The organism is Pseudomonas sp. FP2254, assembly GCF_030687695.1.
Taxonomy (GTDB): Bacteria; Pseudomonadota; Gammaproteobacteria; order Pseudomonadales; family Pseudomonadaceae; genus Aquipseudomonas; species Aquipseudomonas quebecensis.
In genome coordinates, this window is record NZ_CP117444.1 from 1928408 (window position 1) to 1942751 (window position 14344).

Consider the following 14344-nt stretch of genomic DNA (forward strand, 5'->3'; position numbering starts at 1 on the left):
CACGCAGGGCCCGCACCACTATAGTGAGATAAATTCAGATGTCAATTTGCCTAAAGTCTTGCTCCAGAAGGCTTTAACCATACTTTTTCGTCGAAATTAACTGCCATTTACGCCTTTTATCCCGTCAGCGCAATCCGCTATTAGGGTGAGGAGCGCGCGTTGTCATTAGTAACCTAACTGTCTATACTCGGCCACCGACCGCCAAGGGCTTTTGGGCTTGCTTTCATTGGGGGTCGCACTCCCTGGGTGGTGCTTACCTGACCAGTGCACTCCCCTACAACTTTGCCCTGATTGTTAGGGGCTCTTCAGTGTGAAAAAAAGCCGTGAAGAATAGCCAACGACCTGTAAACCTAGACCTAAGGACCATCAAACTCCCCATCACCGGCGTTACGTCGTTCCTGCACCGTGTTTCCGGCATCATCCTGTTCCTGGGCTTGGGCATCATGCTTTACGCATTGAGCAAATCCCTGGGTTCCGAGGAAGGTTACGCCGAGGTGAAGGCATACTTGACCAGCCCGCTGGCCAAGTTCGTAGCATGGGGCCTCCTGTCCGCTCTGCTGTATCACCTGGTTGCCGGTGTGCGCCACTTGATCATGGACATGGGCATCGGTGAGACGCTGGAAGGCGGCCGCCTGGGCTCGAAAATCATCATCGCCATTTCCGTGGTGCTGATCGTTCTGGCAGGAGTTTGGATATGGTAACCAGCGTTACGAACCTATCGCGTTCGGGCCTCTACGACTGGATGGCGCAGCGCGTGTCTGCGGTTGTTCTCGCGGCTTATTTCATTTTCCTGATCGGATACCTCGTCGCAAACCCGGGCATCGGCTATGAGCAATGGCACGGCCTGTTTGCCCACAATGCGATGCGAATCTTCAGTCTGCTGGCACTTGTGGCCCTGGGCGCTCACGCCTGGGTCGGCATGTGGACCATCGCGACCGACTACCTCACGCCAATGGCGCTGGGCAAGTCCGCGACTGCAGTACGTTTCCTCTTCCAGGCAGTATGCGGCATCGCGATGTTCGCTTACTTCGTCTGGGGTGTGCAGATTCTTTGGGGTATCTGAGTCATGGCTAACATTCCAACTATTTCCTTCGACGCCATCATTATTGGTGGCGGCGGTGCCGGCATGCGCGCTGCGCTGCAGCTGGCCCAGGGCGGTCACAAGACTGCCGTGATCACCAAGGTGTTCCCGACGCGCTCTCACACCGTGTCGGCTCAGGGTGGCATCACCTGCGCCATCGCGTCCGCCGACCCGAACGATGACTGGCGCTGGCACATGTACGATACCGTCAAGGGTTCCGACTACATCGGTGACCAGGACGCGATCGAGTACATGTGTCAGGAAGGCCCTGCGGCGGTGTTCGAGCTGGACCACATGGGTCTGCCGTTTTCCCGTACCGAGCAAGGCCGTATCTACCAGCGTCCGTTCGGCGGCCAGTCGAAGGATTACGGTAAAGGCGGGCAGGCTGCCCGTACCTGCGCCGCGTCCGACCGTACCGGCCACGCGCTGCTGCACACCCTTTATCAGGGCAACCTGAAAGCCGGTACCACGTTCCTGAACGAGTACTACGCGGTTGACCTGGTCAAGAACTCCCAAGGCGAGTTCGTCGGTGTGATCGCCATCTGCATCGAAACCGGCGAAACCACCTACATTCGCGCCAAGGCTACCGTTCTGGCCACCGGCGGTGCGGGCCGTATCTATGCTTCCACCACCAACGCCCTGATCAACACCGGCGACGGTGTAGGCATGGCCCTGCGTGCCGGCGTGCCGGTGCAGGACATTGAAATGTGGCAGTTCCACCCAACCGGTATTGCCGGCGCCGGCGTACTGGTGACCGAAGGTTGCCGTGGTGAAGGTGGTTACCTGATCAACAAGCATGGCGAGCGTTTCATGGAGCGCTATGCGCCGAACGCCAAGGACCTTGCCGGTCGTGACGTTGTTGCCCGTTCGATGGTTAAAGAGATCATCGCCGGCAACGGTTGCGGTCCGAATGGCGACCACGTGATGCTCAAGCTCGATCACCTGGGCGAAGAAGTGCTGCACAGCCGTCTGCCAGGCATCTGCGAACTGTCCAAGACTTTTGCGCACGTTGACCCGGTAGTTGCTCCGGTTCCGGTTGTTCCGACTTGCCACTATATGATGGGCGGCGTGCCGACCAACATCCATGGCCAGGCGATCACTCAGGACGCCGATGGCGTTGACACCATCATCCCTGGTCTGTTCGCAGTGGGTGAAGTGGCATGCGTATCGGTTCACGGTGCCAACCGCCTGGGCGGTAACTCGTTGCTCGACCTGGTGGTATTCGGTCGTGCGGCAGGCCTGCACCTCGAGAAGGCGCTGACCGACGGTATCGAGTACGACGACGCCACCGACGCCAACATCGAGGCCGCCCTGGCGCGCCTGTCCGCTCTGAACGAGCGCACCGATGGCGAAGACGTGGCAACCCTGCGTCGCGAGCTGCAAAGCTGCATGCAGAACTACTTCGGTGTATTCCGTACCGGCGAATACATGCAGAAGGGTATCGCCCAACTGGCCGACCTGCGTACGCGCATCGCCAACGTCAAGATCAACGATAAGAGCCAGGCGTTCAACACCGCTCGTATCGAAGCCCTTGAGCTGCAAAACCTGCTGGAAGTGGCCGAAGCGACCGCGATTGCCGCCGAGGTTCGTAAAGAATCCCGTGGTGCGCACGCGCGTGAAGACTACGAAGACCGCGACGACGAGAACTGGCTGTGCCACACCCTGTACTTCCCGGGTGAAAAGCGCGTTGCCAAGCGTGCCGTGAACTTCTCGCCGAAAACGGTTCCGACCTTTGAACCGAAGATTCGGACTTACTAAGGGTGGCTGCCATGTTGAAAGTCAGTGTTTATCGCTACAACCCTGATCAGGACGCTGCGCCGTTCATGCAGGAATTCCAGGTCGATACCGGTGGTAAAGACCTGATGGTGCTGGACGTGCTGGCCCTGATCAAAGAGCAGGACGAGGGTTTCTCCTACCGTCGCTCCTGCCGTGAAGGTGTCTGCGGCTCCGACGGCATGAACATCAACGGCAAGAACGGCCTGGCGTGCATCACGCCGCTGTCCGCCGTGGTGAAAGGCAACAAGCTGATCGTTCGTCCACTTCCAGGTTTGCCGGTTATCCGTGACCTGGTTGTCGATATGAGCATCTTCTACAAGCAATACGAGAAAGTTAAGCCGTTCCTGCAGAACGACACGCCGGCCCCGGCCATCGAGCGTCTGCAGTCCCCGGAAGAGCGCGACAAGCTCGACGGTCTGTACGAGTGCATTCTGTGCGCCTGCTGCTCGACCTCCTGCCCGTCCTTCTGGTGGAACCCGGACAAGTTCCTGGGTCCTGCTGCCCTGCTGCAAGCGTACCGCTTCCTGGCAGACAGCCGTGACACCAAGACGTCCGAGCGTCTGGCTTCGCTGGATGACCCGTTCAGCGTATTCCGCTGCCGCGGGATCATGAACTGCGTCAACGTATGTCCCAAGGGCCTGAACCCGACTAAGGCCATTGGTCACATCCGTAACATGCTGCTGCAGAGCGGCGTGTAACTGACGTTGTAGTAAAAGCAGGACCGTTGTGCCCGTAAATGCTGCGGCGCAGGCTTCAACCGGCGCCGTAGTTTTAACTTGAGCAGCGACTTACAAAGCCGCAGCTCTTATTTTGAAGAAATGAGACAAGCAGGGGCATTCGGGTTGGTACCCGAACTATCAGCGTGATCCTAAGTGGCTTGTTTTGGTCGCTGCACTTGGCCTTTTGCAAGCAAACTCGGTGTTTTCGCCGGTGGTGTCCCCAAATCGAGGGTGACCAAGCATGCAAGAAAGCGTGATGCAGCGCATGTGGAACAGCGGCTATCTTTCAGGTGGTAACGCTGCCTATGTGGAAGAGCTTTATGAGCTCTACCTGCACGACCCTAACGCTGTGCCAGAAGAATGGCGCACCAAATTTCAGACGTTGTCTTCAGACGGCAACGCTGCCACCGATGTATCGCATGCAACAATTCGCGATCAGTTCGTGCTGCTGGCAAAGAACCAGCGCCGCGCCCAGCCGGTTTCCGCCGGCAGCGTGAGCAGTGAGCATGAGAAGAAGCAAGTTGAAGTACTGCGACTGATCCAGGCCTACCGGATGCGTGGCCACCAGGCGGCCCAGCTTGACCCGCTGGGGCTCTGGCAGCGTCCTGCACCGGCTGACCTGTCGATCAATCATTACGGCTTGACCAATGCCGATCTTGATACGACCTTCCGTGCCGGCGACCTGTTCATCGGCAAAGAGGAAGCGAGCCTACGCGAAATTCACGAAGCGTTGCAGCAGACATATTGCCGCACCATCGGCGCTGAATTCACGCACATCACCGATTCCGAGCAGCGCCAGTGGTTCCAGCATCGCCTGGAAGGCGTGCGCGGCCGCCCGGCGTTGTCCGCTGATGTTCGCAGCCACCTGCTCGAGCGCGTGACTGCTGCTGAAGGCCTGGAGAAGTACCTGGGGACCAAATACCCGGGCACCAAGCGTTTCGGCCTGGAAGGCGGCGAAAGCCTGATCCCGATGCTTGATGAGCTGATCCAGCGTTCCGGTTCCTACGGTACCAAGGAAGTCGTGATCGGCATGGCCCACCGTGGTCGCCTGAACGTGTTGGTCAACACCTTCGGCAAGAACCCGCGTGAGCTGTTCGACGAGTTCGAAGGCAAGAAGAAGGTCGAGCTGGGTTCCGGTGACGTTAAATACCACCAGGGCTTCTCGTCCAACGTGATGACCACCGGCGGTGAAGTTCACCTGGCCATGGCATTCAACCCATCCCACCTGGAAATCGTTTCGCCAGTGGTCGAGGGGTCGGTGCGTGCTCGCCAGGACCGTCGTAACGACACCACCGGTGAAAAGGTTCTGCCGATTTCCATCCACGGTGACGCGGCATTCGCCGGTCAGGGCGTGGTTCTGGAAACCTTCCAGATGTCGCAGACTCGCGGCTTCAAGACCGGCGGTACCGTTCACATCGTCATCAACAACCAGGTGGGCTTCACCATCAGCAACCCGCTGGACGCGCGTTCCACCGAGTACGCCACCGACGTTGCCAAGATGATCCAGGCGCCGATCCTCCATGTGAATGGCGATGATCCGGAAGCCGTGCTGTTCGTGACCCAACTGGCTGTCGACTACCGCATGCAGTTCAAGCGTGACGTGGTGATCGACCTGGTCTGCTACCGTCGTCGCGGTCACAACGAAGCGGACGAGCCAAGCGGCACCCAGCCGTTGATGTACCAGCAGATCGCCAAGCAGCGCACTACCCGTGAGCTGTATGCCGAAAGCCTGACCAAGGCCGGCGTGGTGGACGAAGCGCGTGTTCAGGCGAAAGTCGACGAATACCGCAACGCGCTGGACAACGGTCTGCACGTAGTGAAAAGCCTGGTCAAAGAGCCGAACAAAGAGCTGTTCGTTGACTGGCGCCCTTACCTGGGTCACACCTGGACCGCGCGTCACGACACCTCGTTCGACCTCAAGACCCTGCAGGAACTGTCCGCCAAGCTGCTGGAAATTCCGGAAGGCTTTGTGGTTCAGCGTCAGGTCTCGAAGATCTACGAAGACCGTCAGAAGATGCAAGCCGGCGGCCTGCCGATCAACTGGGGTTACGCCGAAACCATGGCGTACGCGACCCTGGCATTCGAAGGTCACCCGATCCGCATGACCGGCCAGGACATCGGCCGCGGTACGTTCTCGCACCGTCACGCGGTATTGCACAACCAGAAAGACGCCAGCACCTATGTGCCGCTGCAGAACCTGTACGAAGGCCAGCCACGTTTCGACCTGTACGATTCGTTCCTGTCCGAGGAAGCCGTACTGGCATTCGAATACGGTTACTCGACCACCACGCCAAACGCGCTGGTGATCTGGGAAGCCCAGTTCGGCGACTTCGCCAACGGTGCCCAGGTGGTGATCGACCAGTTCATCACCAGCGGCGAGCACAAGTGGGGCCGCCTGTGCGGTCTGACCATGTTGCTGCCACACGGTTATGAAGGTCAGGGCCCTGAGCACTCCTCGGCGCGTCTGGAGCGTTACCTGCAGCTGTGCGCCGAGCACAACATTCAGGTCTGCGTACCGACCACCCCGGCCCAGATCTACCACTTGCTGCGTCGCCAGGTGATTCGTCCTCTGCGCAAGCCGCTGGTTGTGCTGACGCCGAAGTCGCTGCTGCGTCATAAATTGGCCATCTCGACCCTGGAAGATCTGGCGGACGGTTCGTTCCAGACCGTGATTCCGGAAATCGACACGCTGGACGCGGCCAAGGTGACTCGCCTGATCCTGTGCAGCGGCAAGGTCTACTATGACTTGCTGGAAAAGCGCCGTGCCGAAGGCCGCGAAGACATCGCCATCGTGCGTATCGAGCAGCTTTACCCGTTCCCGGAAGACGACCTGATGGAGGTCATCGCGCCTTACACCAACCTCACGAATGTGGTCTGGTGCCAGGAAGAACCGATGAACCAGGGCGCGTGGTACAGCAGCCAGCATCACCTGCGTCGCAGCATCGGCAACCATAACAAGGCCCTGGGCCTGGAATACGCCGGCCGTGATGCGTCTGCCGCACCTGCGTGTGGTTATGCCTCGATGCACGCCGAGCAGCAGGAAAAACTGCTGCAAGATGCTTTCACTGTTTAACGCCTTCGCGCTGACTGAAACCGAATTTTAAGGACCCACAGATAATGGCTATCGAAATCAAAGCCCCGTCATTCCCGGAATCGGTTGCCGATGGCACCGTTGCCACCTGGCACAAGAAACCAGGCGAGGCCGTCAAGCGTGACGACCTGATCGTCGACATCGAGACCGACAAAGTCGTGCTGGAAGTGTTGGCTGAAGCTGACGGCGTGCTGGGTGCAATCGTTGCCGAAGAAGGCGCTACCGTTCTGTCGAACCAGGTACTGGGCTCGATCGAAGAGGGCGGCGCTGCTGCTGCCGCTCCAGCAGCGTCCGCTGCTCCGGCTGCCGCCCCGGCCGCTGCTGCCGCCGACGCGGGCGAAGATGATCCTGTCGCCGCCCCGGCCGCTCGCAAGCTGGCTGAAGAGAACGGCATCAACATCGCTTCCGTCGCCGGTACCGGCAAAGGCGGTCGTGTGACCAAGGAAGACGTGGTTGCCGCCATCGCCGCCAAAAAAGCTGCGCCGGCCGCCGCACCTGCCAAGGCTGCCGCTCCGGCTGCCGCTGCTCCAGTGTTCGCCGCCGGCGATCGCACCGAGAAGCGCGTACCGATGACCCGTGTACGGGCCACCGTGGCCAAGCGTCTGGTTGAAGCCCAGTCGAACATGGCAATGCTGACCACCTTCAACGAAGTCGACATGACCGAAGTCATGGCCCTGCGTTCGAAGTACAAGGACCTGTTCGAGAAGAGCCACAACGGCGTGCGCCTGGGCTTCATGTCGTTCTTCGTGAAAGCGGCCACCGAAGCGTTGAAACGCTTCCCGGCCGTCAACGCTTCCATCGACGGCAACGACATCGTCTACCATGGCTATGCAGACATCGGCGTTGCCGTGTCCAGCGACCGTGGCCTGGTGGTTCCAGTCCTGCGTAACGCCGAACTGATGAGCCTGGCTGAAATCGAAGGCGGTATCGCCACCTTCGGCAAGAAGGCCCGTGACGGCAAGCTGACCATCGACGAGATGACCGGTGGTACCTTCACCATCACCAACGGTGGTACCTTCGGTTCGATGATGTCGACGCCGATCGTCAACCCACCACAGGCCGCGATCCTGGGCATGCACAACATCATCCAGCGTCCGATGGCCGTCAACGGTCAAGTCGTGATTCGCCCGATGATGTACCTGGCACTGTCCTACGATCACCGCCTGATCGATGGTAAAGAAGCCGTGACTTTCCTGGTGACCATCAAGAACCTGCTGGAAGATCCGGCTCGTCTTCTTCTGGATATCTAAAAAGCAGCGGCAAGCTGCAAGCGACAAGCCCCAGGCTCGAGAGCGGGTGGGTTTCAAACTTGTGGCTTGCGGCTTGTAGCTTGTTGCTAAAAGGGAACCTTTTATGACACAGAAATTTGACGTTGTAGTGATTGGCGCGGGCCCTGGCGGCTACGTGGCCGCCATCAAGGCCGCACAACTGGGCCTCTCGACTGCTTGCATCGAAAAATACACTGACAAGGAAGGCAAACTGGCGCTGGGCGGTACTTGCCTGAACGTTGGCTGCATTCCTTCCAAGGCGCTGCTGGACAGCTCCTGGAAATTCCACGAAGCGCAGGACGGTTTTGCCATCCACGGCATCAACCACGCCGGCGTGACCATGGACGTCCCTGCGATGGTCGGCCGCAAGGCCAATATCGTTAAGGGCCTGACTTCCGGCGTTGCCACCTTGTTCAAGGCCAACGGCGTGACTTCCCTGCAGGGCCACGGCAAATTGCTGGCCGGCAAGAAAGTCGAAATCACCAAGCCTGACGGTTCGGTTGAAGTGATCGAAGCCGAAAACGTGATCCTGGCCCCAGGTTCCCGTCCGATCGACATTCCACCTGCCCCGGTAGACCAGAACGTGATCGTCGATTCGACCGGCGCCCTGGAATTCCAAGCCGTGCCTAAGCGCCTGGGCGTGATCGGCGCCGGCGTGATTGGTCTGGAGCTGGGTTCGGTGTGGTCCCGTCTGGGTGCTGAAGTCACCGTTCTGGAAGCATTGGATACGTTCCTGCTGGCTGCCGATACCGCAGTCTCCAAGGAAGCATTCAAGACCCTGACCAAACAGGGCCTGGACATCAAGCTGGGCGCTCGCGTAACCGGCTCGAAGGTCAACGGCGAAGAAGTGGTCGTGACCTACACCGACAAGGATGGCGAACAAACCATCACCTTCGACAAGCTGATCGTTGCAGTGGGCCGTCGCCCGGTGACCACAGATCTGCTGGCGGCCGACAGCGGCGTGAACATCGATGAACGTGGCTTCATCCATGTTGACGATCACTGCGCTACCACTGTTCCAGGCGTGTATGCCATCGGTGACGTGGTTCGCGGCATGATGCTGGCGCACAAGGCTTCCGAAGAAGGCATCATGGTGGTCGAGCGCATCAAGGGCCACAAGACCCAGATGAACTACGACCTGATCCCTTCGGTTATCTACACCCACCCGGAAATTGCATGGGTCGGCAAGAACGAACAGCAGTTGAAAGCTGAAGGCGTTGAAGTTAACGTCGGCACCTTCCCGTTTGCCGCTTCTGGCCGTGCCATGGCAGCCAACGACACCGGTGGTTTTGTCAAAGTCATCGCTGATGCCAAGACTGATCGCGTATTGGGCGTGCATGTGATTGGCCCAAGCGCAGCAGAACTGGTTCAGCAGGGCGCGATCGGTATGGAATTCGGCACCAGTGCCGAGGACCTGGGCATGATGGTCTTCTCCCATCCGACCCTGTCCGAAGCGTTGCACGAAGCAGCGTTGGCAGTGAATGGCGGCGCCATCCACATCGCCAACCGCAAGAAGCGCTAAGCGAGATAATAAGAAACCACGGCGGAGTTGCCCGTCGTGAGCCTTGCGCGCAAGACTCACCGCGGAATATCCGCTGGACGCAGCCTTGCGCAGCTTTACGGGCCTTAAGCCCCGCAGGTTGCGCAAGCAGCAGTCACAGGTGGCGCGGCACTCATAATGAGCGCAGCGCCGAATGCGCAGTACCTAACGAAGACGGTAAAAAGCATGAATCTTCACGAGTATCAGGGTAAGCAGCTGTTCGCTGAATACGGCCTGCCAGTATCCAAGGGCTACGCAGTAGACACCCCGGAAGCAGCAGCAGAAGCTTGCGACAAAATCGGTGGTACCGAGTGGGTTGTCAAAGCCCAGGTTCACGCGGGTGGTCGCGGTAAAGCGGGCGGCGTTAAGCTGGTTCGCAGCAAAGAAGACGCCAAGGCCTTCGCACAGCAGTGGCTGGGCAAGCGTCTGGTGACTTACCAGACTGATGCCAATGGCCAGCCAGTCACCAAGATCCTGGTTGAATCGTGCACTGATATCGCTAAAGAGCTGTACCTGGGCGCTGTCGTTGACCGTTCGAGCCGTCGCATCGTGTTCATGGCGTCCACCGAAGGTGGCGTGGACATCGAAAAGATCGCTCACGAAACCCCAGAAAAAATTCTGAAAGCCACCATCGATCCACTGGTTGGCGCTCAGCCATTCCAGGGTCGCGAGCTGGCTTTCCAGCTGGGCCTGGAAGGCAAGCAAGTTGCCCAGTTCGCCAAGATCTTCGTAGGTCTGGCCAAACTGTTCCAGGATCACGATCTGGCCCTGCTGGAAGTGAACCCGCTGGTGATCAAGGCCGACGGCGACCTGCACTGCCTCGATGCCAAGATCAACATCGACGCCAACGCCATGTACCGTCAGCCTAAGCTGAAGACTTTCCACGATCCGTCGCAAGACGATCCGCGCGAAGCGCACGCTGCCAAGTTCGAACTGAACTACGTAGCGCTGGAAGGCAACATCGGTTGCATGGTCAACGGCGCCGGCCTGGCCATGGGTACCATGGACATCGTCAACCTGCATGGCGGCAAACCAGCCAACTTCCTCGACGTGGGCGGTGGTGCTACCAAGGAACGCGTGACCGAAGCCTTCAAGATCATCCTGTCCGACGCCAACGTCGCCGCAGTACTGGTCAACATCTTCGGCGGCATCGTTCGTTGCGACATGATTGCCGAAGGCATCATCGGTGCAGTGAAAGAAGTCGGCGTTAAAATCCCGGTTGTTGTTCGCCTTGAAGGTAACAACGCTGAACTGGGCGCTAAAGTACTGGCAGAAAGCGGTTTGAACATCATCGCGGCTACCAGCCTGACCGACGCTGCTCAACAAGTTGTCAAAGCTGCGGAGGGCAAATAATGAGCGTCCTGATCAATAAAGACACCAAAGTTATCTGCCAGGGTATTACCGGTTCGCAAGGTAGCTTCCACACCCAGCAAGCCATCGAATACGGCACCAAGATGGTTGGCGGCGTAACACCGGGCAAAGGCGGCACCGAGCACCTGGGCCTGCCTGTGTTCAACACCGTGAAAGACGCTGTAGCCGCCACTGGCGCCACCGCCAGCGTGATCTACGTTCCGGCTCCTTTCTGCAAGGACTCGATCCTGGAAGCGGCATTCGGCGGCATCAAGCTGATCGTTTGCATCACCGAAGGCATTCCTACCCTGGACATGCTGGACGCTAAAGTTAAGTGCGACGAGCTGGGCGTGGTCCTGATCGGCCCTAACTGCCCAGGCGTGATCACTCCAGGCGAATGCAAGATCGGCATCATGCCAGGTCACATTCACTTGCCAGGTAAGGTCGGTATCGTTTCCCGTTCCGGCACCCTGACCTACGAAGCTGTGAAGCAGACCACTGACGCCGGTTTCGGTCAGTCGACTTGCGTCGGCATCGGCGGTGACCCGATCCCAGGCTCCAACTTCATCGACATCCTGAAGCTGTTCCAGGAAGACCCGAAGACCGAAGCGATCGTAATGATCGGTGAGATCGGCGGTTCGGCTGAAGAAGAAGCGGCTGCCTACATCAAGGCACACGTGACCAAGCCGGTTGTTTCCTACATCGCTGGTGTGACTGCCCCTGCGGGCAAGCGCATGGGCCATGCGGGCGCAATCATCTCTGGCGGCAAAGGCACTGCAGACGAGAAATTCGCTGCGCTGCAGGACGCAGGCGTTAAAACCGTGCGTTCGCTGGCAGACATCGGCAAGGCCCTGGCCGAGCTGACCGGTTGGGCTGTCAAGTAAGCTCCGCGCTTAACTGACGCTCCACCCACAAAGGCCACCTTCGGGTGGCCTTTGTGCGTCTTGGATGTACACGATCCAATGTGGGAGGGGACTTGCCCCCTCCCACAGGTGGTCGTATTGCCAAATTAAGTATGAAAACGCGACATCAAGATGTCGCTTATCGGACAGTACGCCCCGCAACAGTGCGTTTGTCAGCCTAATTCTGTACCCTGACCGCCTCTTTATGCGCCCGCATCCCAAAAGGACGCTGCGCGCTGGAACGGTCGGTCCCCAAAAGGGCCGCCGGTATTTCCCTCATCCACAGGGAATCCCTCTCTAAATTCCGATTCAGCAGTGTGGTATTTCCTTAAATGAAAGTGTTGAAAAGCCAGGACATCCTGGCGTTGGGCTTCATGACTTTTGCCCTGTTCGTGGGCGCCGGCAACATCATCTTCCCGCCTATCGTTGGATTGCAGTCCGGGCCTCACGTCTGGATGGCGGCGCTGGGCTTTCTGATCACGGCGGTCGGCCTGCCGGTGGTTACCGTAGTTGCCCTGGCAAAGGTCGGTGGCGGTATGGACGCGTTAAGCAGCCCGATCGGCAAGATCGCCGGTGGCCTGCTCGCGGCGGCGGCGTACCTGGCGGTAGGCCCGCTGTTCGCTACCCCGCGTACCGCGACCGTGTCCTTTGAAGTGGGCCTGGCGCCCTTGACCGGCGAAAGCCCGCTGGCGCTGTTCCTGTACAGCTCGGTGTACTTCCTGGTGGTGTTCTTTGTCTCCCTGTATCCCGGGCGCCTGTTGGACACGGTGGGGCGTTTTCTCGCGCCGCTGAAGATTATCGCGCTGGCTATCCTCGGCATCGCTGCGTTCGCCCTGCCGGCCGGCGATGTGGGTGTCGCTACCCCGGAATATGTCGCTGCGCCATTCTCCCAAGGGTTTATCAATGGTTACCTGACCATGGATACCCTGGGTGCGCTGGTATTCGGCATCGTCATCGTCAATGCGATTCGCTCACGAGGTGTCGAGTCTCCAAAGCTGATCACTCGCTACGCGATCATTGCCGGCCTGATTGCCGGTGTGGGCCTGGCGCTGGTATATGTCAGCCTGTTCCGTCTCGGCTCAGGCAGCCATGCCGTCGCAGCCGGTGCCAGCAACGGTGCGGCAGTGCTGCATGCCTATGTGCAACACACCTTCGGTTCCCTGGGCAGCGGCTTCCTGGCCGTGCTGATCTCCCTGGCGTGCCTGGTGACGGCGGTGGGCCTGACCTGTGCCTGCGCCGAGTACTTCAGCCGCGTGCTGCCCTTGTCCTACAAGACCCTGGTGGTAATCCTGGCGTTGTTCTCGCTGTTCGTATCGAACCTGGGCCTGACCAAGCTGATCGCGTTCTCAATCCCGGTGCTCACCGCGATCTACCCGCCGTGCATCGTGCTGGTGGCACTGAGCTTCTGCAAAGGCTTCTGGCAGGAGCAGGGGCGGATCGTCGGCCCGGTGATGCTGGTGTCGTTCATCTTCGGTTGCATTGATGCGCTCAAGGGCGCGGGCCTGGCGGATTGGTTGCCGGCGCAGTTGGCGAACCTGCCGTTGAGCGAGCAAGGCCTGGCCTGGCTGGTGCCGTCGGTGATGATTCTCGTTGTGGCGGTAGTGGTAGACCGTCTGCTCGGCAAGCGTAGCGAAGCGATCGCATAACGCGCCAGGTTCGAGGTTTACTGAAATGCCCCGTATCAATCGATACGGGGCATTTTTTATGCTTTATGAAACTACACCCTCTAGAGTTGGAAGGGATCAGTGTGGGAGGGGCTTGCCGCTCCCGCCGTCATAGCGCATTACGCCATCATTCACCCTGTCATAGGCTCCGCATGTCGTTCGTCGAAACCAATCAGATTCACCTGCTTGCCGCCCTCTGGTTCGTCCTGTGCTGGGGCGGCTATACCCGTTATGCCACCTGGAAAGCCCGAGACACCGCGTGTCTGGCCAGTGTGCTGCATCTTTACCGTGAAGACTGGATGCGTCGCATGTTGCTGCGTGACAACCGTATCGCCGACGCCAGCGTGATCGGCAACCTGGAGCGCAATGCCTCCTTCTTCGCCTCCAGCACCCTGATTATTCTCGCCGGTATTCTGACCGTGCTTGGCGCTTCCGAGCGCGCAGTGTCATTGCTGGCGGATATTCCCATGGTGCAGCAGGCCTCCCAGGGCATGTCGGAAATCAAGTTGCTGTGCCTGGCGCTGGTGTTTGTCTACGCGTTCTTCACGTTCAGCTGGTGCATGCGCCAATACAACTTCGCGGCGGTGCTGGTAGGGTCGGCGCCGATGATCGGCGAGCGGCATGTGTCTGAGCAGGAACGCAAGGCGTTTGCTTTGCGCGCGGCGCGTGTCATCTCAATGGCCGCCAATCAATTCAACTTCGGACTGCGTTCTTATTACTTCGGCATGACCATGCTTGCCTGGTTTGTCAGCCCCTGGTTGTTCATGTTGATGAGTGCCGGCGTGGTGTTCGTGCTGTATCGCCGCGAATTTCATTCCGACGTGCTGGAGGTGATGGTTTATACGCCAACCGACACGCCGTTAACGGAGCCGGTGAAGGACGCGGTGTCTTAACGCTGTAACCACTGGCGTTAAATACCAGGCAAAGTAAAGCCCGCTATATGAGCGGGCTTT

11 protein-coding genes are annotated in these 14344 nt (G+C 59.0%); all 11 read left to right on the forward strand.

Translation table 11 applies throughout. The features are described from left to right. The first annotated feature begins 323 nt into the window (after window positions 1-323). The 11 genes from sdhC to PSH94_RS09025 all read left to right on the forward strand — a co-directional run bounded on the left by sdhC (window position 324) and on the right by PSH94_RS09025 (window position 14284). Window positions 324-701: a succinate dehydrogenase, cytochrome b556 subunit gene (gene sdhC / locus PSH94_RS08975; protein ID WP_181079974.1), complete on the forward strand. Its 378-nt coding sequence runs from the start codon at window positions 324-326 to the stop codon at window positions 699-701. After that, window positions 695-1063, forward strand: a complete 369-nt coding sequence (gene sdhD, locus PSH94_RS08980; protein WP_003233245.1) for a succinate dehydrogenase, hydrophobic membrane anchor protein — start codon at window positions 695-697, stop codon at window positions 1061-1063. Before sdhC ends, sdhD begins: the two co-directional genes overlap by 7 nt. Before the next feature lie 3 nt (window positions 1064-1066). Continuing rightward, complete coding sequence (sdhA, locus tag PSH94_RS08985; protein ID WP_181079973.1) at window positions 1067-2839, forward strand: succinate dehydrogenase flavoprotein subunit; 1773 nt, start codon at window positions 1067-1069, stop codon at window positions 2837-2839. An 11-nt stretch (window positions 2840-2850) separates the two neighbouring features. Further along, window positions 2851-3555, forward strand: coding sequence for a succinate dehydrogenase iron-sulfur subunit (locus tag PSH94_RS08990; RefSeq protein ID WP_034096664.1), 705 nt, complete (start codon window positions 2851-2853; stop codon window positions 3553-3555). A 262-nt stretch (window positions 3556-3817) separates the two neighbouring features. Then, window positions 3818-6649 carry a 2-oxoglutarate dehydrogenase E1 component gene (locus PSH94_RS08995; RefSeq protein WP_181079972.1) on the forward strand — a complete coding sequence of 944 codons (2832 nt, stop codon included), beginning with the start codon at window positions 3818-3820 and terminating at the stop codon, window positions 6647-6649. Window positions 6650-6693: 44 nt separating this feature from the next. Further along, window positions 6694-7917: a 2-oxoglutarate dehydrogenase complex dihydrolipoyllysine-residue succinyltransferase gene (odhB, locus tag PSH94_RS09000; RefSeq protein WP_181079971.1), complete on the forward strand. Its 1224-nt coding sequence runs from the start codon at window positions 6694-6696 to the stop codon at window positions 7915-7917. 103 nt (window positions 7918-8020) lie between these two features. Next, a complete protein-coding gene (gene lpdA, locus PSH94_RS09005; protein ID WP_181079970.1) occupies window positions 8021-9457 on the forward strand; it encodes a dihydrolipoyl dehydrogenase in 1437 nt (478 codons plus the stop codon). 204 nt (window positions 9458-9661) lie between these two features. Then, window positions 9662-10828: an ADP-forming succinate--CoA ligase subunit beta gene (sucC, locus tag PSH94_RS09010; RefSeq protein ID WP_060754516.1), complete on the forward strand. Its 1167-nt coding sequence runs from the start codon at window positions 9662-9664 to the stop codon at window positions 10826-10828. After that, a complete protein-coding gene (gene sucD / locus PSH94_RS09015) occupies window positions 10828-11709 on the forward strand; it encodes a succinate--CoA ligase subunit alpha (protein ID WP_003172813.1) in 882 nt (293 codons plus the stop codon). Before sucC ends, sucD begins: the two co-directional genes overlap by 1 nt. 350 nt (window positions 11710-12059) lie before the next feature. Beyond that, window positions 12060-13373 carry a branched-chain amino acid transport system II carrier protein gene (gene brnQ / locus PSH94_RS09020; protein WP_181079969.1) on the forward strand — a complete coding sequence of 438 codons (1314 nt, stop codon included), beginning with the start codon at window positions 12060-12062 and terminating at the stop codon, window positions 13371-13373. A 170-nt stretch (window positions 13374-13543) separates the two neighbouring features. Beyond that, window positions 13544-14284, forward strand: coding sequence for a DUF599 domain-containing protein (locus PSH94_RS09025; protein ID WP_181079968.1), 741 nt, complete (start codon window positions 13544-13546; stop codon window positions 14282-14284). The last annotated feature ends 60 nt before the right edge of the window (window positions 14285-14344 follow it).

What these genes read in the sequence shown, in the direction of transcription:
- sdhD (WP_003233245.1), top strand. Translation starts at nt 695, where the DNA reads ATGGTAACCAGCGTTACGAACCTATCGCGTTCGGGCCTCTACGACTGG.
- sdhA (WP_181079973.1), top strand. Translation starts at nt 1,067, where the DNA reads ATGGCTAACATTCCAACTATTTCCTTCGACGCCATCATTATTGGTGGC.
- PSH94_RS08990 (WP_034096664.1), top strand. Translation starts at nt 2,851, where the DNA reads ATGTTGAAAGTCAGTGTTTATCGCTACAACCCTGATCAGGACGCTGCG.
- PSH94_RS08995 (WP_181079972.1), top strand. Translation starts at nt 3,818, where the DNA reads ATGCAAGAAAGCGTGATGCAGCGCATGTGGAACAGCGGCTATCTTTCA.
- odhB (WP_181079971.1), top strand. Translation starts at nt 6,694, where the DNA reads ATGGCTATCGAAATCAAAGCCCCGTCATTCCCGGAATCGGTTGCCGAT.
- lpdA (WP_181079970.1), top strand. Translation starts at nt 8,021, where the DNA reads ATGACACAGAAATTTGACGTTGTAGTGATTGGCGCGGGCCCTGGCGGC.
- sucC (WP_060754516.1), top strand. Translation starts at nt 9,662, where the DNA reads ATGAATCTTCACGAGTATCAGGGTAAGCAGCTGTTCGCTGAATACGGC.
- sucD (WP_003172813.1), top strand. Translation starts at nt 10,828, where the DNA reads ATGAGCGTCCTGATCAATAAAGACACCAAAGTTATCTGCCAGGGTATT.
- brnQ (WP_181079969.1), top strand. Translation starts at nt 12,060, where the DNA reads ATGAAAGTGTTGAAAAGCCAGGACATCCTGGCGTTGGGCTTCATGACT.
- PSH94_RS09025 (WP_181079968.1), top strand. Translation starts at nt 13,544, where the DNA reads ATGTCGTTCGTCGAAACCAATCAGATTCACCTGCTTGCCGCCCTCTGG.